At 71.1% G+C, this 24,826-nt stretch carries 17 protein-coding genes; 8 read left to right on the top strand and 9 right to left on the bottom strand.

Translation table 11 applies throughout. From position 1 onward, the window contains the following. Positions 1-11 precede the first annotated feature (11 nt). From ACIF6L_RS11885 to ACIF6L_RS11860, 6 genes are all read left to right on the top strand, one after another. Positions 12-575: a gamma-glutamyl-gamma-aminobutyrate hydrolase family protein gene (locus ACIF6L_RS11885; protein ID WP_329490287.1), complete on the top strand. Its 564-nt coding sequence runs from the start codon at positions 12-14 to the stop codon at positions 573-575. 106 nt (positions 576-681) lie between these two features. Then, positions 682-1,797: a Glu/Leu/Phe/Val dehydrogenase dimerization domain-containing protein gene (locus ACIF6L_RS11880; RefSeq protein ID WP_329490288.1), complete on the top strand. Its 1,116-nt coding sequence runs from the start codon at positions 682-684 to the stop codon at positions 1,795-1,797. Continuing rightward, the gene (locus ACIF6L_RS11875; RefSeq protein WP_329490289.1) at positions 1,794-3,443 is read left to right on the top strand and encodes an AMP-binding protein; all 1,650 of its coding nucleotides are present in this window, start codon (positions 1,794-1,796) and stop codon (positions 3,441-3,443) included. Before ACIF6L_RS11880 ends, ACIF6L_RS11875 begins: the two co-directional genes overlap by 4 nt. 67 nt (positions 3,444-3,510) lie before the next feature. Further along, positions 3,511-4,824: a pyridoxal phosphate-dependent aminotransferase gene (locus ACIF6L_RS11870; RefSeq protein WP_396488167.1), complete on the top strand. Its 1,314-nt coding sequence runs from the start codon at positions 3,511-3,513 to the stop codon at positions 4,822-4,824. A gap of 13 nt (positions 4,825-4,837) precedes the next feature. Further along, entirely contained in the window at positions 4,838-5,731 is an 894-nt protein-coding gene (locus tag ACIF6L_RS11865) for a fumarylacetoacetate (FAA) hydrolase (protein WP_396488166.1), read from the top strand. A gap of 489 nt (positions 5,732-6,220) precedes the next feature. Further along, positions 6,221-7,441 (top strand): MFS transporter, encoded by a 1,221-nt coding sequence (locus tag ACIF6L_RS11860; protein ID WP_329490292.1) that lies wholly within the window; start codon positions 6,221-6,223, stop codon positions 7,439-7,441. A 347-nt stretch (positions 7,442-7,788) separates the two neighbouring features. On the opposite strand, the gene ACIF6L_RS11855 is transcribed toward ACIF6L_RS11860, so the two are convergent. Next, entirely contained in the window at positions 7,789-8,499 is a 711-nt protein-coding gene (locus tag ACIF6L_RS11855) for a response regulator transcription factor (RefSeq protein ID WP_329490293.1), read from the bottom strand. 177 nt (positions 8,500-8,676) lie between these two features. Between ACIF6L_RS11855 and ACIF6L_RS11850 the strand changes: the two genes are divergently transcribed. Then, complete coding sequence (locus ACIF6L_RS11850; RefSeq protein WP_329490294.1) at positions 8,677-9,267, top strand: TetR/AcrR family transcriptional regulator; 591 nt, start codon at positions 8,677-8,679, stop codon at positions 9,265-9,267. 54 nt (positions 9,268-9,321) lie between these two features. Here ACIF6L_RS11850 and ACIF6L_RS11845 read toward each other — a convergent pair whose 3' ends face one another. Beyond that, positions 9,322-10,095 (bottom strand): glucose 1-dehydrogenase, encoded by a 774-nt coding sequence (locus ACIF6L_RS11845; RefSeq protein WP_329490295.1) that lies wholly within the window; start codon positions 10,093-10,095, stop codon positions 9,322-9,324. A 165-nt stretch (positions 10,096-10,260) separates the two neighbouring features. Next, the gene (locus ACIF6L_RS11840; RefSeq protein WP_329490296.1) at positions 10,261-10,890 is read right to left on the bottom strand and encodes a ScbR family autoregulator-binding transcription factor; all 630 of its coding nucleotides are present in this window, start codon (positions 10,888-10,890) and stop codon (positions 10,261-10,263) included. A 116-nt stretch (positions 10,891-11,006) separates the two neighbouring features. Here ACIF6L_RS11840 and ACIF6L_RS11835 point away from each other — a divergent pair, with 116 nt between their 5' ends. Further along, on the top strand, positions 11,007-11,951 hold the full coding sequence (locus ACIF6L_RS11835) for a ScbA/BarX family gamma-butyrolactone biosynthesis protein (protein ID WP_396488163.1): 945 nt from the start codon (positions 11,007-11,009) through the stop codon (positions 11,949-11,951). A gap of 95 nt (positions 11,952-12,046) precedes the next feature. Here the strand turns inward: ACIF6L_RS11835 and ACIF6L_RS11830 are convergent, their stop codons facing one another. The 6 genes from ACIF6L_RS11830 to ACIF6L_RS11805 all read right to left on the bottom strand — a co-directional run bounded on the left by ACIF6L_RS11830 (position 12,047) and on the right by ACIF6L_RS11805 (position 24,762). Beyond that, positions 12,047-13,774 (bottom strand): HNH endonuclease, encoded by a 1,728-nt coding sequence (locus ACIF6L_RS11830; RefSeq protein WP_396488161.1) that lies wholly within the window; start codon positions 13,772-13,774, stop codon positions 12,047-12,049. An 83-nt stretch (positions 13,775-13,857) separates the two neighbouring features. Further along, the gene (locus ACIF6L_RS11825; RefSeq protein WP_396488159.1) at positions 13,858-16,014 is read right to left on the bottom strand and encodes a DEAD/DEAH box helicase; all 2,157 of its coding nucleotides are present in this window, start codon (positions 16,012-16,014) and stop codon (positions 13,858-13,860) included. Continuing rightward, positions 16,014-17,345, bottom strand: coding sequence for a BREX system ATP-binding protein BrxD (brxD, locus tag ACIF6L_RS11820; RefSeq protein WP_396488157.1), 1,332 nt, complete (start codon positions 17,343-17,345; stop codon positions 16,014-16,016). The genes ACIF6L_RS11825 and brxD overlap by 1 nt, the downstream gene beginning before the upstream one ends. A gap of 77 nt (positions 17,346-17,422) precedes the next feature. After that, positions 17,423-20,302 (bottom strand): BREX-2 system phosphatase PglZ, encoded by a 2,880-nt coding sequence (gene pglZ, locus ACIF6L_RS11815; protein ID WP_396488155.1) that lies wholly within the window; start codon positions 20,300-20,302, stop codon positions 17,423-17,425. Beyond that, positions 20,299-24,216: a phage resistance protein gene (locus tag ACIF6L_RS11810; RefSeq protein WP_396488153.1), complete on the bottom strand. Its 3,918-nt coding sequence runs from the start codon at positions 24,214-24,216 to the stop codon at positions 20,299-20,301. Before ACIF6L_RS11810 ends, pglZ begins: the two co-directional genes overlap by 4 nt. 276 nt (positions 24,217-24,492) lie before the next feature. After that, complete coding sequence (locus ACIF6L_RS11805) at positions 24,493-24,762, bottom strand: hypothetical protein (protein WP_396488151.1); 270 nt, start codon at positions 24,760-24,762, stop codon at positions 24,493-24,495. Between the last annotated feature and the right edge of the window lie 64 nt (positions 24,763-24,826).

The following is a 24,826-nucleotide window of genomic DNA, read 5'->3' as shown; positions in this document are numbered from 1 at the left end:
GAGCAGGGTACGTGGCGAAATCCCGTGTGCTAGTCGTCAACAACGGAACGCTGTCGCTGAAGCAGCTCCGCGGCCGCTTCGAGGAGCTGGGTTCGGAGACGGACGTCGTCCGAGCCGAGGAGGTGCCCGCCGACCTCGGTGGCCGCTACCAGGCGATCGTGCTGAGCGGTACCAAGGTGCGGGCCTATGACAGCGACTTCTACCGGCCGCTGATCGACCTCGTGACCCATGCCGACGTCCCGGTCTTCGGGATCTGCGGCGGCATGCAGATCATCGCCGTCGCGGCCGGCGGCCGGCTCGCCGAGGGGCCGCAGCGGGTGGGCGGCTACGAGGTGCAGGTCGACAAGGAGGAGCCGCTCTTCACCCATGTGAAGCCGACCGTGACGGTGTTCCACCGGCACACCCTCTACCTCCAGGAGGCGCCCGAGGGCTTCCGCTCGATCGGCCGCTCGGAGCACGCCCCGGTGGAGTTCATCCGCTCCGAGGACGGGCGGATCCACGGGGCCCAGGCACATCTGGAGTTCCGCGCCGACGGTCTGGAGATTCTGCGAGGCTTCGCACAGCTCTACCAGTGACGATCCGTCAGCAGGCGCGTACGGCCGAGCCGTCCGCGACGGCCGGCGCGCCTGGCTGACGGGCCGTCACACCATGAACCCATCTAGGTACCGAAGGAATGCGCACATGACTGTGGAAGAGACCCAGGCGCCGGCATTCGCCGTTCACCTCAACGGCAGCGGTGGTGCGATCAAGGGCTGGGTGGTCGTCGACTCCCTCGTCGACGGCCTGGCCATGGGCGGCACCCGGATGACCACCGGGGTCACCGAGGAGGAAGTGGCGGGCCTGGCTCGCGACATGACCGACAAGTTCACCCTCGCCGGGCTGCGCATCGGCGGCGCCAAGGCCGGCATCGTCTCCGACGGCACCGACCGCGAGGAGACCTTCCGGACCTTCGGCCGGACGGTGAAGCCGCTGCTGCACGGCGGCATCCACCTCGGCATCGACATGGGCGTCACCCCCGCGGACCGGGCGGTGTTCTTCGCGGAGGCCGGTTACGACCCGCGCTTCCGGCTGGGTGCCCCGGACATGCCGATCGACTGGCGCACCTACTACGAGCCGCTGATCGACTGCACCGGGCACGGTGTGGGGGTGGCCGCGGTCACCGCGCTGGAGGCCAGCGGCCGCACCGGGTCGGCCCGGGTCGTGGTGCAGGGCTTCGGTGCGGTGGGCCGTGCCGTCGCCCGGTTCCTGGAGGACCGCGGCCACACCGTGGTGGGCGTCGCCGACGTCCAGGGCACCATCAGCGCGGACCGGCTGCCGGTGGCCGACCTGGTCGCCATCACCGACGAGTTCGGCCGGATCGACCGCTCCCGCCTGCCGCAGGGCGTCACCCAGTCCGGCGAGCCGGACGCCTGGCTCGACGTCGACGCCGACCTGCTGATCCTGGCGGCGCAGAAGCACGCGATCAACGCCGACAACGCGCACCGGCTGCGCTCGCGCCTGGTGGTGGAGGGCGGCAACCTCGCCTCCAGCGCCGAGGGCAAGGCCAAGGTGCTGGCCGCGGGCGCCACCGTCGTCCCCGGCGTGATAGCCAACATCGGGGGCGCCGGCTCGGCGGCCCTCGCCGTCACCCGGGTCGTGCCGTTCCACCTGGAGGCGGAGGCCCGCAAGGCCTGGGTCTTCGACTGGGTCGGCGACCGGGTGCGGCAGAACACCCGCGACCTGCTGGAGATCGCCGCCGCCCGCGCCGGCGACCCGCTGCCCGAGCTGCTCGCCGCCCGCCGCAAGGAGCGCGGATGACCGCCGGCCCGTCCGTCGGCCCGGACCAGGCCCCGCCCCGGGGCAGCGCGGCCGAGTACCTGCGGCGCGGCTGGTGGCGCGAGGAGACCTTCCTCGACGACCTGCGCCGCCAGGCCCGGCTGCGGCCGCGCAAGCTCGCCGTCGCGGCCCGCCGGATCGGCGAGGCGCGCACGGACACCCTGGACTACTCCGAACTGGCCGTGCTGACCGACCGCTTCGCCCTGGCGCTGGTGGAACTCGGCGTCGAGCGCGGCGATTTCGTCGCCGTCCAGCTCCCCAACCGGTGGGAGACGGTGCCGCTGCTGTTCGCCTGCATCCGGGTCGGCGCGGTCATCTGCCCGATCGACCCGGTCTGCCAGGAGGAGGAGCTGCGGCACCGCCTGGAGCTCACCGGCGCCCGGGTCTGCATCACCGTCCCGGAGTGGAACGGCTACCCGCTGGCCGCCCACCTCACCGCGCTGAAGGCCGAACTTCCGCTGGAGCACGTGGTGGTGGTCGGCGGCCGGGACGCCGGGACGCTCTCCTTCGACGAGCACTTCGTCGGCGTCCCGTGGGAGGAGCAGCGCGCGGGCGAGCTGGACGGGCGCGAACTCACGCCCGACGAGCCGTTCGTGGTGCTCTTCACCTCGGGCACCACCGGGGTGTCCAAGGGCGTGCTGCACAGCCAGAACACCATCTACGCGGCCGTCCGGGGCTACGCCGACACCTTCCTGCTCGACGACAGCCTGGTCGCGGCCGTCACCACCCCGCTCGTCCACTACTCCGGCTTCGGCCAGGGCATCCTGACCGGCGTCATGCTCGGCGCCACCGTCGCCTTCCAGGACGTCCGGCGCAACTCCGCCCTGCTCGACCTGGTCGAGCGCTACGGCGCCACGCTGGTCTACGGTCCGCCGTCCACCCTGGCCGACATCGCCAGGTCCCAGCGGGAGGACCCGCGCGACGTCTCCACCCTGCGCCACGCCGTCACCGGCTCCGCGCCGGTGCTCCAGGAGCTGGTGGACGAGGTGCGCGAGACCCTCGGGGCCCGGACCTACTCGGTGTGGGGGATGTCCGAGTTCGGGCCGGTCACCATCACCCGGCTCGACTACAACCCGGACTGGGCGGCCAGCAGCAACGGCGGGCCGATCGACTCCATGGAGCTGCGCGTCGACGACCGCGACGACCCGGGCAAGCGCGCCCCGGTCGGCCGACTGCGGGTGCGCGGCGCGGCGCAGGCCCTCGGGTACTACAAGCGCGAGGACGTGTTCGCCGCCGAGTTCAACGCCGAGGGCTGGTTCGACACCGGGGACTACGCGCGCGACGACGGCCGCGGCGGCATCCGCATCCTCGGCCGGGCCAAGGACGCCCTGATCCGCGACGACACCGTCGTCCCGATGACGGAACTCGAAGCGATCATCTCCCGGCACCCCGAGGTGACCGAGACCGCGCTGGTCGGGACCACCGGGCGCAGCGACGACCCGATCCTCGCGGTGGTCGTCACCGCCGGCGCGCAGCCGGGGCTGGAGGAGATCCACGCCGTGCTGCGCGAGGCCGGCCAGGACCCGCGCTTCTTCCCGGAGCGCGTGGTGGTCGTCGACGCCCTGCCGAAGACGCTCACCGGCAAGGTCCGCAAGGCCGAGCTGCGCCGCCGCTACGGCGGGCAGTGACCCACGCCGGATCGCCCCGGTCCCGCCCCGCCGACCATCAGCCCCCTCCGATCCCTGGAGCACACCCATGCCCGAGCCCGCGAAGGTGACCCTGTCGGCGACGTTGGCCGCCGACGAGGCCCTCGCCCGCAGACGCGCCGCCGGCGAACAGGTCCTGATCATGGCCAGCGGCGAGATCGGCCTGCCGGTCCACCCCGAGCTGAGGGCCCGGCTGGCGGCCGCCGCCGACCGGTCCACCTACGGCCCGGTGGCCGGCAGCCCGGAGCTGCGGTCGGCGGCGGCCGGCTACTGGCAGCGGCGCGGTCTGGCCGCCGACCCGGAGCTGGTCGTCGCCGGGCCGGGCAGCAAGGCCCTGCTGTTCGCCCTGATCATGGCGGTCGGCGGCGACGTGGTGATCCCCCGGCCCAGCTGGGTCAGCTACGCCGCCCAGGCCGAGCTCGTCGGCGCCCGCGTCCTCAAGGTCCCCGTTCCGGCGGGGGAGGGCGGCGTACCGGACCCGGACCTGCTGCGCGAGACGGTCCTGGCGGCCCGCGCCGCCGGGCACGACCCGCGCTCCGTCGTCGTCACCCTGCCGGACAACCCCACCGGCGCCGTCGCCACGCCCGACACCGTCCGGCGGCTGGGCGAGGCGGCCCGGGAGCTGGACATCGTCATCATCTCCGACGAGATCTACTGCGACCTGGTCTTCGACCAGGCCACGCCGGCGGTCTCCCCGGCCGCGTTCGCACCCGAGCGCACCGTGGTCACCACCGGGCTGACCAAGAACCTGGCGGTGGGCGGCTGGCGGACGGGCGTCGCCCTGCTGCCCGAGGGCGCCGCCGGGCGCCGGCTCCACGCCCGGCTGACCGCCATCGCCAGCCAGATCTGGTCCAGCCCGCCCGCCCCCGTCCAGGTGGCGGCCGCGTACGCCTTCGGCGAGCCGCCGGAGATCGTGGCGCACGTGGCGGCCTCGCGCCGGCTGCACGGGATCGTCGCCGCGGCGACGGCCGAGCGGTTCACCGCCGCCGGAGCGCTGCTGGCGCCGGTCCGCGCCACCTGCTACCTGTACCCGGACTTCGAGCCGCTGCGCGAGCGGCTCCGCTCCGTCCACGGGGTGCGCACCGGGACGGAGCTGGCCCGGCTGCTCACCGACCGCTACGGCGTCGGCGTGCTGGGCGCCGAGGCCTTCGGGGAGGCCGCCGAGCCGCTGCGGCTTCGCGCGGCCACCAGCCGGTTCTACGGCGAGACGGCGGAGCGGCAGCACGCCGCCCTGGAAGCCGCCGACCCGCTCGGGCTGCCGTGGATCCGGGCCGCCATCGACCGGGTCGACGAGGTCCTGACGGACCTCACCGCCCCGTCCACCACCCGGCCCCTGCCGGGCCGACCGCACCAACGAGCCTAGGAGGACCACCGAGATGTCCGTACTTTTCGAATGCGAATACCAGGGTGAGCGGTACGTGGGCTTCGAGAAGCCCGTACCCGGGCAGGCTCTGACGCTGTACCGGGTGAACGACGGCCGGCTGCAGGCCGAGTTCATCGCCGCCGAGACCGCCGAGGACGTCGTCGCCGCGATCAAGGCCGAGGTCACCCCGATCACCGTCGAGGGCGGCGAGGAGCAGGTGAAGTACTTGCCGCCGCTGCTGCCCGAGGCCAGCGGGAACGCCCTGTTGAGCGGCTTCATGCGGACCCACAAGTCGAAGTTCGAGGGCGAGCCGGGCGAGGACGAGGAGTTCGTCGCGCCGAACTGGTTCTTCAAGGGCTTCGGTTCCTGGCTGCGGCTGCCCGGCCAGACCCTGGTCGTCCCGGAGAAGTCGGTGGCGCTGATCGAGGAGCCGGAGCTGGCCCTCGTCTACGTCAACGACGACGCGGGCAACCCGCGGTACGTCGGCTACACCTTCGGCAACGACCTGTGCGACATCGGCCTGCACATCCAGAACCCGGGCTGGAACCCCTACTGCAAGCTGTGCGACACCTCGATCACCCCGTGGCTGTTCCTCGGGGAGCCGCCGGCCTCGGTGACCGGCCGGGTCGTCATCGAGCGGGACGGCGTCCCTGCCTGGGAGGGCCCGTTCGACTGCGGCGAGGACGCCCTGTACTTCAAGATCCAGGACATGGTGGACAACCTGTTCGAGTACCCGGCGCTGCGCCGCCCGGGCCTGGTCAACTACGTCCTGCTCGGCGCCGACAAGGCGAGCTTCCACGACGGTTTCCGGATCGCCCACGGCGACCGCATCACCATCGACTTCAAGAGCCACGGCGTGGTGCTGGACAACGAGGTGACGTTCACTCAGTCCAACTACCCGGCCTAGTCGTTCGGGGCTCGCCGTCGTTGGCCGGTTCCCGCCCTTCTGGCCCGATCCGCCTGCCCGGTGGGGCTGTCCGCCCCGCCGGGCAGGCGGGTTCCTGCGGAGCGTCCCCCATGTGAGACGGTCTCGCCGCCGCATCGGAAGCCCCGCGGCCACCCCCGCGGCCGACTGTCCGGAGAGTCGTTCCGGGCCCGTGAGCTGCACGTTTGATGGTCCGTCAACTCCGTTCAACGCCACGCCGAGTGCCGTCCACCGGGCTCGCCGCACCCGCTACTTCCGCCGGAACATAAATAAGTCCATCATCTCTGCGGGAAACGGGATGACCGGGCGGTCGGCGGTTGTTGCGGCTGGCAGCGCGCTGCGTGGGGGCCGGGGGGCTTTGGCGTGCGACGAACCGGCACGCGACGAACCGCTCTCCGCCCGCAGTCGGCTCACCCCGTACCGCAGCAGCGTCCTGAATCCGCATTCGTATGAGAGTTCGAGGTATCAAGCATGGCAACCTCCCAGACCGGGCTGTCGGCAAGCTCCCCTCCGGACACACCCTCCGCGGAGGAGAGCCGGAAGCTCCCGATGTCCCCCCTGCTGGCCCTGGCCACGGCCGCCTTCGTGATGGTGCTGACCGAGGCGCTGCCCGCCGGCGTGCTGCCCGAGATGGCGCGCGACCTCTCGGTCAGCGAGTCCGCGGCGGGGCAGGCGCTGACGATCTACGCGATCGCCACCGGCGTCTCGGCCATCCCGCTCGCCGCCGCCACGGCCGGCTGGCGCCGCAAGCAGCTGGTCCTGGTGGCGGTGGTGGCCTTCATCCTCGCCAACACGGTCACCGCCATCTCGTCGAGCTACGTCCTGACCATGGGGTTCCGTCTCGTCGCCGGTGTGGCCGCGGCCGCCGTCTGGGGTGAACTCGTGGTGTACGCCCGCCGGCTGGCGCCGCCGCACCTGGTCGGCCGGGCCATCGCGATCACCATGATCGGCATCCCGCTCGCCCTGTCGCTGGGCATCCCGGCGGGCACCTTCCTCGGCAAGGTCTTCGGCTGGCGCCTGACCTTCGGTCTGATCACCGCCGTCACCGTGCTGCTGCTGCTCTGGATCATCGCGTCCGTGCCCGACCACCCGGGGCAGAAGGCCGAGCACCGTGAGCCGATCCTCCAGGCCCTGCGCCTGCCCGGGGTGTCGATCATCCTGGTCGTGGTGGCCGCGTACGTGCTCGCCCACAACACCTTCTACACGTACATCGCCTCGTTCCTCGACGAGAACAAACTGGGGGACAACCGCGACACCGTCCTCCTGGTCTTCGGCCTCGCCTCGATGCTGAGCATCTGGATCACCGGCACGCTGATCGACCGCTACCTGCGCGAACTGACCATCGCCAGCTGCGTCCTGTTCACCGTGGCGGCGGTCTTCCTCGCGCTGACGCCGGGCAGCCCGGTGGCCGTCTACGGGGCGATGGTGCTGTGGGGCCTCGGCTGGGGAGGCCTGGCCACCCTGCTGCAGACCGCCGTCACCAACACGGGCGGCAGCCGCGGCCAGGCCCTGCTGGTCACGGTCTGGAACTCGTTCATGGCCGGTGGCGGCGTGGCCGGCGGGGTGCTGCTCTCGGCGGCCGGCCCGGGCTCGTTCCCGTGGACCGTGCTGGTGCTGGTGATCCCGCTGATCGCCCTCGTGTTCGCCGCCCGTACGCACGCCTTCCCCGCGAAGCGTGCGGAAGCGGTCTGATTCTCCCGGCAGATGGCAGTGGCTCCCGCCCTCGGGCGGGAGCCACTGCCATCTGCCGAACCGCTCGGTCGGTGCGCCCGGGTTCGCTCTTCGCCGGGGCTCCGCGCGCCGGTCGTCGGCCTGTCAACCGCCGGGGAAACGGTAGATGACGATCAGTCGGCCGGCCGGCCGCGCGCCTCGGGGGTGGGCCCGTGGGCTGCTGTCCGTGCGAGGTCGGTTCGTTCCCGCGCTGCGCGGGGCCGTTCGATGAGGGTGTCGTGCGCGCCGGGACGCCGTCCGCGCGGGGCGCTCCGGGCGGGTGCCGTCCTGTCGGTGCGGTCCTTCCGGGGCGGGCCCGTGGCCGGCCGTCAGCCGTGGCCGATGCGGTAGCCGATCCCGCGGACGGTGATGACCCAGGTGCTGGCGCCGAGCTTCGCGCGAAGGTTGCGCACATGCGTGTCGATGGTCCGGCTGGAGTCCACCCAGTCGGTGTCCCAGACCCGGGCCATCAGATCCTTGCGTGACATGACGTGGCCCTGGTTCGAGGCCAGGATGTGCAGCAGCTCGAACTCCTTGGCGGTGAGGCTCACCCGCTCGCCGTGCAGGCGGACTTCACGGGTCCTTTCGTCGACGTGGAGCGGGCCGATGGATAATATCCGGACCGGGGCCGGTCTGGGGCGGGCCCGGCGGAGCACGGCTTCGATACGGGCCGTCATCTCCCTGGGGCCGCACGAGCGGACGACGCAGTCGTCCGCGCCGGCCTGCAGGGCGAGCACCCGGTCCAGTTCGGTGTCGCGGCCGGTGAGAGTGATAATGGGCTTGTCTCCACTCGCTCGTATCGAACGGCAGACTTCCAGGCCGTCGATGTCGGGAAGATCGAGGTCGAGCAGGATCATGTCCGAGTGCTCATGTGTTCTCAGCACTTCCGCGCCGGTTCCGGCAAGTCTCGTGCAGTACCCCTGTCGTCGGAGGTCATGAGCCCTTCCTTCGGCGGCGTCGTGGTCGCCGGCGACCACGAGCACCCGGATCGCCTGCGGCTCGGAGGCCTTCTCGGTCCGTCGGTACGGGATCGACACCACGGCCCGGGGCTGACCTGGTAGTTCGGTTCGAGAGGTTGTCGCCAGAGTCATAAAGTCCCCCCTGTACACCAGTTCTACACAGGATGCACCACGGGGAGGCGGCCCCGCTACAAAAATAGTGGCATTCTTTTTTTACGCCTATGGTGCGGGTGTATGAACGCCACATCTGACAGGAGCATGATGATGCAAGAGAGGGCGGCCCGGACGCGACAGAACCTGGTCAGCGCGGCCGCTGGCGAGTTCGACCGCGACGGATACGCGGGGGCGTCCCTGGCGCGGATCGCCAGGTCGGCCGGAATCACCACCGGAGCCCTGACGTTCCACTTCCAGAGCAAGGAGGAGATGGCCGCGGTGGTCAGGACGCAGGGCCACGCCGTGACCCAGGCCGTCGTGGGCCAGGTGACGGCGCGGAGCGAACCCCCGGTCCAGTCGGTCATCTCGCTGACCCTGGCGCTGGCCGATCTGCTGGAGCGGGAGGCCGTGGTGCGCGCCGCGGCCCGGCTCGCCCGGGAGCAACCCGGGGAGCCGGACTGGTCGACGACCTGGGCACCGGTGATCCACGAGCGCCTGCAGGCGACGCACGAAGCCGAGTTGGGCCCGTACGGGGACCGGAGCACCCTCGCCACCCTGGCCGGGTACCTGGTCACCGGCGCGGAGTCCTGCATCCGGCAGCGGGCCTGCCGGAAGGAACCCCTGGACGGGCAGTCCGTGGAGCACATCAGCCGCATCTGGGACCTCCTCAGCTGCGGCGAGCGGTGCCTGACTTGAGCCCACCGGCGAGAGTCACCCCGCCGGGCCCGACCCCCGGCTCCGCCGGCCCCGTCAGACGGCGCTGCAGCCGCCGTCGACGGGGACGGCACCACCGGTGACGAACGAGGCCTGGTCGCTCAGCAGCCAGGCCGCCGCGCGCGCCACCTCGACGGGTTCGGCGAGCCGGGGCTGGATGGATCTGCCCACCGCGACCTGCTCCAACTGCGGGACCTGGCGCATGGCGTCCTCGATCAGCTCGGTGCGGGTGGTCCCGACGACCAGCGCGTTGACCCGGATCCCGCGCGCCCCGTACTCGGCCGCCGCGGCCCGGCTCAGGCCGAGCACGGCGTGCTTGGCCGCGACGTAGGGGGAGACCGCTCCGGTGGCGAACAGGCTCGCGATGCTGGCGGTGTTGACGATCGAGCCGCCCGACTCCTGGCCGAGCATCACCGGCACCTGGTGCTTGAGGCAGTTCCACACGCCGCGTACGTTGACGTCCATGATCCGGTCGTAGACCGCGTCGTCCGTCTCGTGCAGCTGTGAGCCGATCGCCCCCCAGCCGGCGTTGTTGAAGGCGCCGTCCAGGCCGCCGAAGGCCGCCACGGCGGTGGCGACGACCCGTTCGACGTCGGCCGTCGCCGTGACGTCCCCCGGGGCCACCTCGGCCCGGCCGCCCGCGGAGCGGATCTCCTCGGCGAGCCGGTCGAGCAGTTCCTTGCGCCGGGCCGTCAGCACCACGGCCGCGCCCTCGGCGGCGAACAGCCGGGCGGCGGCCGCGCCTATCCCGCTGGACGCCCCGGTGATCATGACGGTCCTGCCCTGCAACAGCCCCTGACGGTGCTCCATGTGCTTCGCCCCCCTGCCCGCGGCGCCGACCGGCCCGCGAGCCGGTCTCGGTGTCGTCGAACTCGGATGTCGATCATTGTCCCGGGCTCGCGGGGGGCGGCACCAGTCGGGACGGTCGACCGTCCGGGGAGCGGAGGGGCACGGGGCGGTCCCCGGCCGTCGGCGCTACTCGGGCCGGCCGCGGCACTCCGAGAGCTCGATGCGCTTCGCGGTGGCGGGAGTTGCGACGGCCGGCAGCAGCAGCTGCCAGAACTCCACGACGCGCTCCGGGAGATCGGCGCGCCGGGTCTCGATGAACGAGTGCATCTGGGCCCCCGTACACGCGTAGACCACCAGGCGGGAGAGCGCCTGGACATCGGTGCCGGCCCGCAGTTCCCGCCGGCGCTGGGCGACCAGGAGGTCGTCCATGATGATCTCGGCCCACTGGCGGTGGGAGTTCTCGTCCGGGGAGTTGAACTGCTCCTGCTCCCAGACCAGTCGGGCCCCGGCCTGGAGGATGGGGTTGTCGAGCAGCTGGCAGGCCCAGGTGAGGGACACGTCGACGACGCGCTGCAGCCCCTCCGAGGGGCGGGGGGTCACCACCCACTCGGGCTGGCGGAAGACGATCTCCCGGGCCAGCTCGCTCTTGTTGCGGAAGTGGAAGTACACCGCGCCCAGGGTCAGGCCGGCCTCGTCGGCGATCTTCACGACGCTGGTTCCGGAGAAGCCCTGCTCCCCGAAGAGCTTCGCGGCGGCCTGGATCAGGGCGGCCCGCGTCCGCTCGGCCCGCTCCTGTTTCACTGGGCGTCCCACCATACGACTGCACCTCATGTTGCTTGATAAAGAAGAGTATTCTTCATTTTATAGGCTGGGGGGACGATTGCACCGCTCCCGTCCCCCGCCACACTGACTCCGGGGGGAGACGGCTCATCATGGAGTCGCGTCCAACGATCGTTCAGCACACGGCGGCCACACGCACCCGGCCGACGGTCCCGCCGGAGATGCCGGCCCTGGTCGGCAAGTCCGTGGCGGGCGAAGCGCTCGTCACCGACTGGGGCGACGTCTCCGGCGCCACCCAGTGGGTCACCGTCCACTGGCCGCACGACCACCCCTTCTACACCGAGGGCGGCCGCTACAGCCCCCTGCTGTTCACCGAGAGCGCCCGCCAGGCGCTCACCGTGCTGAGCCACGCCGTCCACGGCGTCCCGCTCGGACACCGCTTCGGCATGGAGCGTATCCGAACGTCCGTCAACTCGGCTGAGCTGCTCACCACTTCCGGGCCGCCCGAGGTCGACCTGCTGATCACCCACACCTCGGTGACCAGGCGGCGGCTCGGCTCCGCCCACCTGGTCTCCCAGGTCGAGGCCCGGCGCGGGGGGCGCCACCTCGGCACCGCCGAACTCCACTACACCAGCCACCCGCCCGCCCTCTACGACCGCCTGCGCGGCCGCTACGCCGACGCGGCCCAGGCGTTCGCGCGGGCGCTCCCGCTCCTCCCGCCGGCCCCCACCGCCGTGGTCGGCCGCCTGCACGAGCGGGACGTCGTCATCTCACCGGCGGGCGCGCCGGATCACTGGCAGCTCCGTACGGACACCGGCCACCGCGTCCTCTTCGACCACCCGCACGACCACGTCCCCGGCATGGTCCTCCTGGAGGCCGCCGTCCAGGCGACCCGGGCCACGCTGCCCCACCCCGCCGTCCCGGTCGCCTTCGACAGCACCTTCCTGCGCTACGTCGAGTTCGACCAACCCTGCCTCCTGACCACCACCCCCGCACCCCCCACCCCCGACGGCCACCCCCGCACCCACATCCGAGCCACCCAGTCCGGCACCCCCGTCTTCACCACCACCCTCACCACCGAGCCCCACCCGGCCTGACCCACCGCGCCGGGGGCGAACCGCCCCGGCTCGGATGGTGGCACGGTCGGCCGTCGCTGCCCCAGCCGGGTTGACCGTCTCCGTACGAATCCAGCTCAGGCGTTGAGCTCGCACAGGCTCCGGTGGTAGCCGAGGTACTCCTCGTCGATGGGGTGGTCGTCGTGCCGGTGGAGGTTGCCGAGGGGTTCGCCGCCGCGGGTCTGCCGTACCACGTACTCCGCGTCGACGTAGATCTCCAGGCCGTCGAAGAGGACATGGTGGTTGGGGCAGAGACACAGCAGGTTGTGCAGTTCGTCCGGCCCGTCATGTGGCGACCCCAGCCCACGGATGTGGGCGGCCTCGCTGTAAGGCTTGAACTTGTACTGCAGTCGGGTGCGGCACACCTGGCATTTGTAGTCGTGGATCTCCTTCACCAGGAGTGCGATCGCGGCGTCTCGTACGATTCGGGATGAGGTGGATTCCCGTCGCATGGTGGCGCCGGTCGCGCGCTCGACGCCGGCGGCCCTCTTCGCGCGGACGGTCCCGGTGGCATCGACGAGAGCGTCAGCGGTGGTGTAGCCGGAGAGTCCAAGCCTGTCGAACAGTGCGCGCTGGTCGACGTCCCGGAGGTAGCGGTTGCGCAGCCGAACCAGGGCTTCGAGCCGAACGACCGGGTCGCGCAGGAGTTCGGCTGTTTCGTGTGGGATGCCCGCCACCGGCTGAGAGGTGGTGAAGTCACTGATCCGGGGCATCGGTCCGGGGTACTCGGACGCTCCGTGAATCTCCCACAGGCCGCTTCCCTGAAGATGCCAAAAGGGGTACTCGGGAGTCACCTTGGACTCTGGCAGTCCGAAGTCGGACAGGAGAGTTCCGACCTCGGACTTGAAGAGCGACCACGGTGTCAGACGCGGTTCGCCCGCCGCTATGCGGGCGATCGCCCAGAGCAGTGCGAGTGGCTGATGGCGGCTCGCCGCCCCGTTCGCCGAGTTCTGGTGGATTCTGAGGGCGGTGAGTCGGGTCAGCAGCTCCGTCGCTGTCAGGGGGGTGGCGCGGATGGGGTGGAGCAGCCTGCCGGCGCTTGCGTAGTCGGCCGCCGATCGCAGCGTGAGCATGCGAAGCGGAAGTGGCACCTGGAGAGCTTTCAGAGCCTCCGCGGCAAGGATGGGCTGGGGAAACTCCTCGAAATCATCCAGAGCCATGATGTGCTCCCAGGTGGTGCCGTCCTTCCCGACGCCCCAGACTGCCCGGGCGATCGCCGAACTGGTGAAGAGCCCGATCACTCTGGCGCGGGCGAAGAACCTGTAGCCGGTGTAGAAGAAGACGTCATCCCCGACACGGCGGTCGCGCAGTGCCCGGACTTTCTCGTTGTTCGGCTCGGTGGTCGGGGTCGAGCCCCACAGCCGGGCGACGCCTCCGGGATACAGGCTGGTCAATACGTCGGACTCTGCTCCTACCGTGCGCCTAAGGTCCGATACCTGAACACCCCGCCGCACCGACTTGGCAAAGTGCGCCGGGCCGCCGTCCTTGTCACCCCGAGGCTGAAGGATCAGCTGTGGCGCCTCGGCAGAGCCGCGCTGTTGGATGATGAATCCCAGCCCGCGCAGGCGGCTGACTTCCGGGGGCTCCTCATCGTGGAAGGTCGCGGCCGCCGGCAGGGTCCCGGTGGAATAGAGGTGCCCGACTGCGGCGACGGCGGTCGCATCGTAGACCTTGTTGCCGAGCGCCACCTTGTAAGTCGAGGACGGTTCGAAGCCGTATCGACTGTTGAACATGGCTTGTCCCAGGAGTTCGTGCTCCCGGATCGCCGCCTGTACTCCCGAACGCGTCAGATCCCCGAGGCTCATGCTGGAGAGAATAGTAGGAGGAGAGGATAATAATATTGAGGCGGTCGTGAGGCCGCCATCGACAAGGTCGGTGGTGAGATTCGTCAGCTCTGCATGACATGCAGCCTTACCGGTTCGGCGAGCGCCGCGGACGCGCCTGGAAAGTCCGCCAACCGCGCGGCGACCGTCGCCATGGCAAGTCGCTCGGGAAGCGCTGCGGAGAACTTGAGCCCCTTGACCGCACGCCGGTCGACATCCGGGAACATCAGGCCATTGCCGGCGCTCGTCCGGGCTCTCTGCCACATCTCAGTCGTCAGATCCTCGCGAAGCCGCACATACCGGTCCGTCGGACGCTGCACCTGGTCCGCGATGGAGGCCAGGGTGGCGGTCAAGGTCGAGTTGGCACGAAAGCCGGCCCAAGTCCACCAGCGAACGTCGTCCCTGAATCGCGTGATGATCGTCCCAGCGGGGTGGACACTGTCGGGGCCCTCTTCCTCGCGGAGCTCCTGAAGGCGAGCCTGTGCTCGCCGGGTCAGCGAGACCGGCGGGTCGGTGCCGAGCAGCACGTCGCGCATGGACCGGGTGAGCTCGTACGAGAGCCCGGCGATGCCGTTGCCGGACCACTTCGCGATACCCCCGCCGTCGGCCGGCTCTACGAAAGCCCGACGCCTGGACCAGTCGATGAAGGTGACCTGCCAGCTGCGCCCGCCCAGCAGGAGCCTGCGAGGGCCGGGACGTTCCTCGGTGAGAACCGAGGGGTCGGTCTGCCCGATCTCCGTGCGCCCCGACAGGACGGTGAATTGGGGAGGCGCAGTGAATGACGCGGTCAGTTCTATGAAGTGGCGGCGGCCGAAGCGCTGCTCGGCCTCCGGGCCGATGAAGAGCAGGCCGTTGTCGTCATTGAGAAAGCCCTCTCCCACCAGGTGGCGCACGATCGGCTCGCCCGAGCGATCGAAGGGCGCGAGCCCGTTCCACTCCAGGCTCCAGAGGTGATCCCCGAGGGAGTGCTCCTGCAGTGTCACGGCGAGGATCTGCTGAGCGACCAGGTGCCGGGGCTCGGGTGGTGGGGTGACGGCCTCGACCCAACCGCGTCCCCACAACAGCAGCAGGCCGGCGGCCTGAAGCAGGGTCTCGTTCTCCGTCGCCAGGAACAGGCAGTTGCGGACGCTGCCGGCTCGTCGGCCGGTACGGCCGATGCGTTGGAGGAAGGAGGCAACAGTCCGGGGCGCGTCGATCTGGATCACGCGGTCGAGGTCGCCGACGTCGATGCCGAGCTCGAGTGTGGAGGTGGAGACGATGACGCAGTCGCGAGCCTCGGCGAAGGCTTGCTCGGAGCGGGCCCGTTCCTCGGCGGACAGCGAGGCGTGCGAAAGGAAGGTCGTGACGTGGCGTGCTCGGAGCGCGGCCCCGAGCTGTTCCACCTGCCGACGGGAGTCGCAGAAGACCAGCCGCTTCTCACCGCGGTGGAGGGAGGCGATCAGCTTCGCTGCGTTGTCCAGCGAGCCGACGTAGTCGAGTTCCACCTCGCCGGCAGGCCGCGTGCCCGGGGCGACCGTGGTGACGTCGGGCGCGACGACCCGACCAGCGCGGGCGCCCGTGTTCGAGCCCTGCAACCAGGCCAGCAGCTGCTGCGGATTGCCCACCGTCGCGGAGAGCCCGATGCGCTGGATGGGGCGGCCGCTCACCCGCTGCAGCCTCTCCAGAACGGCGAGGAGGTGCCAGCCGCGGTCGTCCCCCGCGAAGGCGTGCACCTCGTCCACCACGACCGCGCGGATGTCGGAGAGCAGCTGGGAGTGATCCGTCTTGATCCCGATGAGCATCGCCTCGAGTGACTCCGGGGTCGTCAGGAGGATGTCCGGGGGGTCGGTCCGGATTCGCCGCCGCTGCGACTCGGTGGTGTCGCCGTGCCACAGGGCGGCTCGTCGTCCGATCCACTGGGCGTAGGAGTCGACGCGCGTGACGAGGTTGTTGAGCAGGGCCTTGAGCGGGCACAGGTAGAGCACCGAGACGCCGGTCCAGCGATTCTCGGCCATCGCGGAAAGCATCGGGAAGCAGGCGGCTTCGGTCTTGCCCCCGGCCGTCGGCGCCAGCAGGATGGCGTCCTCGCCGTCCATCAAGGGGCCGATCGAGGCACGCTGGAGGGGACGCAGATCGGGCCAACCCAGAGTGTTGACGATGTGGTGCAGGACCACCGGGTCCAGCCGGTCGAGCGGGTCGGTAGCGCCGGCGTCGCCCTCGAAGGTGCTCTCGGGGGCGGCCATCAGAGGTCCAGCTCGATGTCGTCCGCCGAGCCGGCGGCGAGGTTCCGCTCCGTGGCGGTGAGTTCCTGGTCGGAGACGGTCAACCGGTAGTGCTGCCGGGGGTCGAACTCGTCGAACTGGTCGATCCGGTCGAGCACGTCCCCGACCAGCTTCTTGAGGAAGAGCCTCGGAGCAACGCCCACCTTGCCGCCCAGCGCGCCCCCGACGGCGTCGGCAAGGTCGGCGATGTAGGCGTTGTCCGCGAGCGACTTGATCCGGCCGGAGGAGTCGGCGCCCTGGGCGTAGAGGTCGCGGATCGTCTCCCCGAGTCCGATGAGGGAGTCGCGGGTGAACCCGGGAAGGCGGAGCTGGACGGCGCGCGGGTTGTCGAACCGCGGGTCGGTGGTGAAGTCGGTGGCGAGTCGCTGGGCGAGCGGGGCGAGCCGCTGGACGCCCTGCTGGCCGTCGTAGAAGGCGGGCGTACCGGTGATGACCAGGTAGAGGCCGGGGAAGCGGCCTGAGTGGACCTCGTCGATCAGCTGGCGAAGGGCGTTCAGGGCCTTGTCGCGGGCGTCGGATCGGACGCGCTGGAGGGTCTCGACCTCGTCGAGGACGAGGAACAGCCCCGCGTGGCCGGAGTCCCGCAGGACGGTCAGCAGGCCCTGGAGGAATCCGAGGGCACCGAAGTGGTCGAGGTCGCCGCGCACTCCGGCGGACCGGCGTGCGGCGGCGGCCACGTTCGGCTGCCCGCCGAGCCAGGCGAGCACCGCCGCGGCCGTGGTCTCGTCGCCGGAGGTGAGCGCCGTCCGGTAGCCGCGCAGGGCCGCGGCGAACGACGGCGCGTGCCGGGACACTTCGCTGAGCCGGGCGGCCAGTAGACGCTCCACCTCGGCGGGGAGCTGTTCCTCGGAGCAGCCGGCCGCGAGGGCGTCCTCCTCCAGCGCGTAGAACCAGGCATCCACCACGGGCCGCAGCGCGCTGGGGGGGAAGCTCGACGTGCCCAGCCGTTCGGTCAGCCGTCGGTAGACCGTCTCCAGCTTGTGGAGCGGCGTCTCCGTCTCGGAGATCTGGATCTCGGCGACGGCGAAGTTACGACGCTTGGCGCGTTCACCGAGCCACCGGGTGAAGAACGTCTTGCCCGACCCGTACTCACCACGGACGGCCTTGAACACCGACGCTCCGGAGACCACGGCGTCCAGCTCCGCGTCGAGGGCCGATTCGAACCGGCTTAGCCCCGTGGCGAGCAGGTCGAGCCCGTTCTCGGGCACGGCGCCGCGGCGCAGTGCGTCGATGACGTCGCGGCGGCGGGCCGCACTGACGGTCGTGGATCGGGAGGTTCCGTCGGCACTCACGCGGAAAGTCTCCCATCACCGAACGGGCGTGATCACAGCTGTCCGGATGCCGGGGCCCAGGCGGCCCCGGCAGCGGATCAACTCAGGTCGAACTGGATCCGGAGAAGGTCCGTGTCGAGCCGCAACGTGCGGCCGTCGGGGAGCGTCTCCAGGACCTGGATGCTGTCGTAGTTGAGCAGCTGTCGCAGGACGGCGGCGAATCCGTCGGCACGGACGGCGAGCTCCCCGATCCGCTGGGCAAGAGCGGTCACGGGCAGTGTGCCGCCCGCGTCGAGCAGCGCCCGGAGCGCCTTCTCGACCTTGGCCAGGTCCGGCTTGCGGGCCAGGAGCTCCACCTGGTCCCGGAAGGTCTGCGAGCTCAGCAGACTGCCCACCAGGGCGTCCTGAGGGGTCACCAGCGTGGGCATCAGCAGCGCGTCGGCGCCCTCCGTCGCAGGCGTGATCGCGACCTCGACGAGGGCCTCTTGGCCGGGTGCGGCCGCCTTGGACGGTCGGCTCGCCTTGGCCGGCTTCTTCGGGACGACCACAGGGACCGGATCGGGCGAGATCACGCCGGGAGTGAGTGACCACCAGGAGGGCTCGGGGTTGCCGAGCTCGCGCCAGCCCTTGGGAGGGGTGGCCCCGAACGGCAGGAGGGCGAGCACCGGGATGGCGACCTCCGCCAGGGAGGCCCCTCCGTGGTACCCCGCCTTGAGGGCCGTGTACCGGGAGTCGGAGTCCCACAGCGCCACGATCGCATTGCCGGTCTGCGGGGAGACCACACGCGGCCCGGCAAGGGTGATCTCGGTGTCACCGAGCACCCCGCCGGGGGCACGGTGCCGGGCCGAGAGCGGGGCGTCCCGATCCACCTTCGCACCGCTGCGGTCGACGACGTGTCCGTGGTCACTGGTGATGATGACCGCACGGCCCTGGGTGGCGGCGACCCGTAGGAGGTCCTGCAGACCCCCTATCTGGGACAGCCGCCAGGACCCGTCGCCGTGCTTCTGCTCCTTGGCGAGCCGGTCGTCGACGGTGTTCAGCACGACCGCGACGTGGGTGTCGCCGGCCAGCGCTTCGGAGAGCTCGGGGCCGAAGACCGAACCACCGGTCTCGCTGCGCAGGTCGTCCTTGTGGAACACCGCCACCTTCTCGCTGCCCCAGAACCGATGGGTGGGGAGGATCCGGCTCTCATCCGCCTGCGTGCCCGTCATCAGACGTGCTGCGAAGAGGGAGGTCCGGGAGACGGCGGTCACGGTCGGCAGGGCGGCGGCGACGGCTCGGCGCTCCGGAGGGCGCGGCACATCGGAGGAGGCCGCACTCCCGGTGGCCCGGGGCGTCGGATCGTACTCGGCCCACTGCTCGCGCAGTTCCGTACCGAGTTCGGACGCTATGGCGGCGCTCATCCCGTCGACGACCACGAGCAGCACGCGGCGCTCGCCCGCCTTGACCACGGGGGCGACGACCCGCTGCAGGAAGGTCTCCACCGTGAGCATGGTCTTCGGCTCGGTTCCCGCCGTCGTCCAGGTGGCCAGGGCCTGCGCGAAGTTGCGGTCGATCTCCTGCCGCTTGGCGCGGACAGCGGCGCAGAGCCGGTCGTAGGCGGACCTCAGGGCCTCGTCCGTATCGCCCCCGGCCTGGATGTGCTCCAGCGCGAGGTCGACCCAGCCGGTCTGGTTGGCGTGGTCGTTGATGCCGTCCGCCACGTGCGCGATGTTCGTCGCCGGACCGGTGGCCAGCCACTGGGCGAGTCGCTGCGCCATCCGGGCTCGTTCGACCCTGGCCCGGGAGGTCCGGCCCGGAGCGAGGCGGTGCTCGCTCACGGCCAGCACCGCCTGTGCGATGTCCGGCAGCTTCCCGGAGTCCAGAGCCCTGCCGGCAGCGGCGAACCTGGCCTCGAGGCCGGCGCGCAGGACCGGGCTGGCCTCGGCCGCCGCGCGCGCGCCGAACTGGTCGACCAGCGACTCCGCCCGATTCAGAACGGCGCCGGTCAGCTTCCGGGCATCGGTCGCCTCGTCGTCGGACCCCGATCGGCCGATCAGCAGGAGGACGGAGACGAACTCCTCACAGCTGCGCCCGAAGGCGCTCGCCAGCGCGTCCAGCGCCTCCCCGTGGGCCGGCGGCTCCTCGCCGAACCATCGCTCGGCGCGTCCCCGTGCCCGGTAGTCCTCGGCCGTTGCCGACGACGCGTCCGCGTGCACCCACAGGGCAGCGCAGACCAGACCGAACGCCACCGCGTCCGGGCCGTGTTCTGCGGCGACCAGAGCCAACAGTGCCTTGCCGGTGAGACCGGCCTGGTCCTCCTCGGCCAGGAACGACGCCAGCCCGGCCCGCTCGGGCGCGCGCAAGGCGAGGAAGCGGTCCGGACCGCCGGGCGTCAGCGACCAGCGCAGGAGAGCGGGAACGTCGAGGCCGGTCCCCGACGTGGTCTGCTCCGTCCGGTCCGGATCGAAGCGGCCGATGCCCAGTCGCCGCAGTGCGAGCGAGGCGAGGGCACCGGGCCGGGCCAGCACCCCGCCGGCCAGCTGCGGCCAGCCGGCCGGCGGGGTGGCGTCGAGGAGCGACTCGGCGGCCCAGTTGTCCTTGAGGAGCCGGTTGTCGGCGCTGGCCGCGCCGAAGGCCTGCCGGACCACGTCCCAGGTGTCGACGGCGTTGACCCGCTGCCGGTGCACCCGGGCCAGCAGGTCGGGGCCCAGCTCCGACTCCTCCCGGTCCGTCAGGATGACCAGGATCTCGGGCCCCGCCGCGTCGTTGGCAAGGTGGGCCAGGACCAGCTCGTACGCAGCGAGCGGGGAGGGCGCGGCTGCGACCTTGGCCCGCTGCTGCTCGCCCCAACCGAGTTCGGCGGCGCCGTCCCATACGGGGGCGGCACGTAGCAGGACCGCCTTGCGCCGGCCGGCCAGCCCTCGTTGTGAGGCCAGGTACTGGGTGACGGTACCGGGGTTCAGACGGACCGCGCTGGTGCCGATCGGGGTGCTCATTCCACCACCTTCCAGCTGATCTCGACCGTGGCGTTCGGCTCCCTGCTCGCCAGCTCCTCGAGATCGGCGCGAAGCTCGGCGATGGCGCGGGCCGCGGTGGTCCGGCTCCCCCCGGAGCGGCGAAGGGGGCGGCGAGCGGCGGGCTCGGCAGGCTCGGTCGGCACGCGGGGGTCGCTGGTGCGGGTGTCGAGGTCGGTGTCATCGGCTCCCGGGGCGGGCTTCGGCGGGGCCGCCGGAGCGCCGGGCGCCGGGCGCGTGACGGCAGCCTGGCTGCGGTCGATGACCTCGACGATGGCGCGCCGGGCGTCCTTGAGAGCCTGCGGCAGGTCGGTCATGACCTCCCGAGCGATTCCGCGCAGTTCCTCCAGGACGGCCTGGCCGGCCGGGCCGTAGTTGGGCGCGAGCTTGAGCATGTCCCAGGCGGCTCCGGCCAGCGCCGAGGCGACCGCCTCGGCCTGCTTGATCGACCGGCCGTAACGATCGGCCGACACCGCACCCAGATCGAAGGCGGCGAAGGCACCGATGACCTGCTTGGCTGAACCGGAACCGGCCGCCGGGCCCTTGTCAGCGGCGATGATCACGTCGAGCAGGTCGAGCGAGCGCCGGGCCACGGCGAGCCGGCCGGTGCCGTCCGTGTCGTCCAGGCCGAGCAGCTCGGCCCGCCTGTCGAGCTGCTCGACGAGGCTCGTGGCGTGCGGCTGGTACCGGCGGGCGGCGGCCACGATCTCGGTGGCGAAGCGGCTGGCGATCCGGCTGCGCCGCAGGGTCGGCGGCTTGGTGCCGAAGATGTGCTGGTAGCGGTGGCCGGCCTCCTCCCAGGCCGCCTCGTCGGGCAGCGGCTGGGTGCGCAGAGCGTCGCCCGACTTGATCGCGGTCGGTTCGGGAGCGGGGTCGAGCAAACCGCCGCCACGCACCCAGACCCGGTCGTCGAGTTCGGCGAACGAGGCGATGACGAGGTTGGCCAGGAACGGGTCCAGGCCCATCGGCTCGGGCCGGTCCAGCCAGTCGGTGAGGCGGACGACGGTCAGGTCGCCGGTGACGCCCTCGGTGCGGGCCTCGCGGCGGAAGTGGTCGGGCCAGCGGGTGGAGAGCTCGAAGTACGCCTCCTTCTGCTGCCCGAGGCCCAGCTCACCGGCGATCCGCTTCATCACCTGGCGGTCCTTGGCCGGGATTTCGACGCGTCGGTCGCTGGCCTCGCCGGCAGCCCGGATGTGGGCGAAGACCGTCTTGGCGTCGGCGGGCTTGACGACGGTGCCGGGGGCGTCCCGGTCGAAGACGGGGTGGGCCGGGTACTGGTGGGCGAGCAGCTTGCCGGCCACGTGCCGGGCGGCGTCGTGCAGGGATTGGCCGATCGACGGGCGCAGGTCGGGGACATCCGGCAGCGGCTCGAAGTGGTCGTCGAAACCGAGCTCGACGTCGGAACTCTTCTTCTCGGACAGCCCGTACGCCTGCTTGAGAGCGGCCTTGACGGTCTTGGTCAGCGACTCGCGCTGGCCCTCCAGCAGAGCCTTGGCGCGGGCCCGGTTGTCGGCGTTCAGGTGCCCGGCGTACTGGGTGTCGAAGCGACGCTGGTCGCTGAGTGCGTAGTCGATGGTGACCAGGCGGCGGAAGTCCTGGAAGCGCGCGGTCGACAGGTGGGTGGGGAGCCAGGCGACCGTCCGCGGACGGTTCTCGCCGGACTGCACACGCAGCTCGCGGATCCGGTTGGCGTCGTCGACCGGCCCGTACTCGCTCTCGTCGAACGGCAGGTCGATGACGAAGCGCCAGTTGTTCTCGTAGCTGGGGCTGAACTCATGGTCGGGCATGCTGTCCCGGTCGGCGACATTGCCGAAGACGACCTCCAGCGAGCGGTTGGAGCCGCGCCAGACAAACGTCATCTCGTCGGCGTCGAGGCGGCCGTCGTGCGTCTCGACCCCGAGCTCCTCGGCGAGGAGTCGGCGGGCCAGTGCGCGCCGGTTGCCCGGGTTGTCGTTGACATTGGCGTTGGCGATGACGGAGTCCACGTCCACGCCGGCGAGCTCGAGCCGGACACCCGGGTTGACCTGGGTACCGGTCTCCTTGATCTCGGCGAACCGAGCAGCCCAGTCAGACACCTTCTTCCTGATGACGCCGATCTCGGCGCCCGGGATCGGTGAGACGACCGAACCGTGGTTCAGTGCGCCGAGACGGCGAATCGTCAGATCGCGGAGAGCGGGAACACTTGGTGCCAGAGCGGACAGCAGCAAGGTGCACATCAGCCGGTTGTTGCCGATGAAGTTGATGCAGCGCTGGCGCAGCTGGGCATCGGTGACGGTGTCCGGTTGGGTTCGGAACCGCTCGATGTCTTCCTCGGTGATCTCACTCTCGCCGAGCAGGTAGGGACGCAGCTTGGTGCGGTAGAGCTTGTCGGCGGCCTGGAACTCGGCCTTCAGGCTGTCGACGAACGGCTTGTCGCCGCCGTCGGCGATCACGGGGTAGAGGTCGCCGAGCGGGATCAGCTGCTCGAGCCGGGCGTCGTTCCGGTGGTCGGCGAGCAGCTGGCCCATCAGCTTCAGACCGGTGCGGGACCGCTGGAGAGCAGAGGAGATGTGGACGAGGGTGTCCATGAAGGCAGGGGAGAAAGGGTACGTGAGGCGGAACGAATCCTCGTCCGCGCCGGTGGTGCCTTCCTCGGAGCCGAGCAGGACGTCCCAGACCTGGTGACCGCCGGTGCGCTTGGCCTTGTTGAACGCCGCGTCCAGCTTTTCGCGGGCCTCGTCGTCCTTGGGGGTGAGCAGGCGGGCGTGGGCGATCTGCGGGAGGTTGCGGTCCTCGAGGGTGATCTTGTCGAACCGACCGGAGGCCAGGTTGAGGCTGTCCTGGATCGCGGTCTCGCCCGCGCCGGACACCTCCTCGCCGACCAGCTCGCGCAGGTCGCGCTGGCGGGCGATGAACGACACCACCGGGATGGCCCGGCGGGAGTCGGCGCCCTCCACGAAGTTGGTGATCTTGTCGGCTTCGCGGGAGACGAACTTCTGGTCGTGGATGCGGTTGGCGAGCCAGAGGATCAGCTCGTCCATGAAGAGGATCAGACCGTCGTAGCCGAGCGACTTCGCGTGGGCGGCGATGACGGAGAGGCCGGCGTCGAGGGAGATGAAGCCGAACTCGTCCTCCTTCGCGTTCTGGGCGAACCCGGGGAACCAGCCGGCGATGGCGTCGTGGACGAGCTTGGCGCGCAGTTCGGCCGGGGTGGTCGGGCTGACGATGTTCAGGTTGGTCTCGGAGGCGTCCTGCTGTTCGGCGGCGAGTGCAGCGTCGAGCAGGGCCGGCGTCCAGGCGAAGCCCTCGCCCCAGTCGTCGTCCTCGTCGACGTCCGCGCCGTTGTCGCCGGCGAGTCCTGCGATGAACTGCTCGTCGCCGACCTTGGCCCGCAGACGCTGGACGTCCTCGAAGAGCGCGTCCGTGCGGTAGACCTGCGGGGTCGGCGCGTCCGGGTGCAGCGCCTTGACATGGGAGACGTAGCCGCCGAGGACGCGCTGCTCCAGGGACTTCGCACCGAGCATGTGGTACGGCACGAGCAGGAACTTCTTGCGCTCGGCGCTCAGCCACTCGTGCCTGGCCAGGGTCGGGTCGAACTCGGTGCGGGACAGGGCCGCCTGGTTGCCGCGGAGGAGGGCGTGCAGGACGGCCATGAAGTGCGACTTACCGGAACCGAAGGAGCCGTGGAGGTAGGCGGCCTTGGAGGTGTGTCCGTCGAGGGCGGCCTTGATCAGGCCGAGGGCCTCGTCGAAGTTCTCGAGGAGGCGGTCGGTGAGGACGTAGTCCTTGAGCGCGCGGGCTGCGCCCTCGTCGGTGACCGCCTCGGCGAGCTTCAGGACGAAGTCGGAGGTGGAGATGGACGGCTTGATGTCGATGACATCGCGGAGAAGGGGCGGCTGGGCCGGTGTCGAGGCCATGGTCTGCTTTCGTCCGTTCCGTCGTCATCGTCGTCGTCCTGCGGTGCGTCGCCGGCGTGGGGCTCTGCCGGCCGTTCGCAGCCGCACGGGGCGGTGGAGAGCGGCGGAAGGTCCTCGGCGGTTGCGCCGGCGACGATCAGCCATGCTATGTCGGCGGCGCCACGCCGTGCTACCAGGCCGGTCTGGGTGACGGGGGCTGGTGGCGCCGGGCGGCGAGGTGGCTTGGTTGCCTGTGGGGCAACTGCACTTCCTCGCCGTGACGCCGTCCTGGACGGGCTATTCCTGGGCGGGCGGAGGGTAAGCGGGGCGGATGCGCGCGGCGTGCAGCCGGCCGTTCATCCGGAAGGAGAGGTCGAGCCGGCCGTCACGTCTGATCGACTCGGCAACGAGGTCGGCGGCGCCGGGGCGGGTGAGGGCGTACCGCATGGTGGCGGCCTGTGCCTCGCCCAGCGGGAGGAGCTGGAGGGAGCGCCAGAGGGCGGCCATGGCCTCCGTGAGCCGGGGGAAGGTGGCGGGGGCGCAGATGCCCTCGATCTCGACCACCACGGGTTCGGCTCTGTTCCCATAGAGCGTCGGGTGATCTCGGAGCGGGCAGCTGCCGATTCCCTGG

This window comes from Kitasatospora sp. NPDC086009, assembly GCF_044540385.1.
GTDB lineage: Bacteria > Actinomycetota > Actinomycetes > Streptomycetales > Streptomycetaceae > Kitasatospora.
This window is presented reverse-complemented; position numbering and strand designations above follow the sequence as displayed.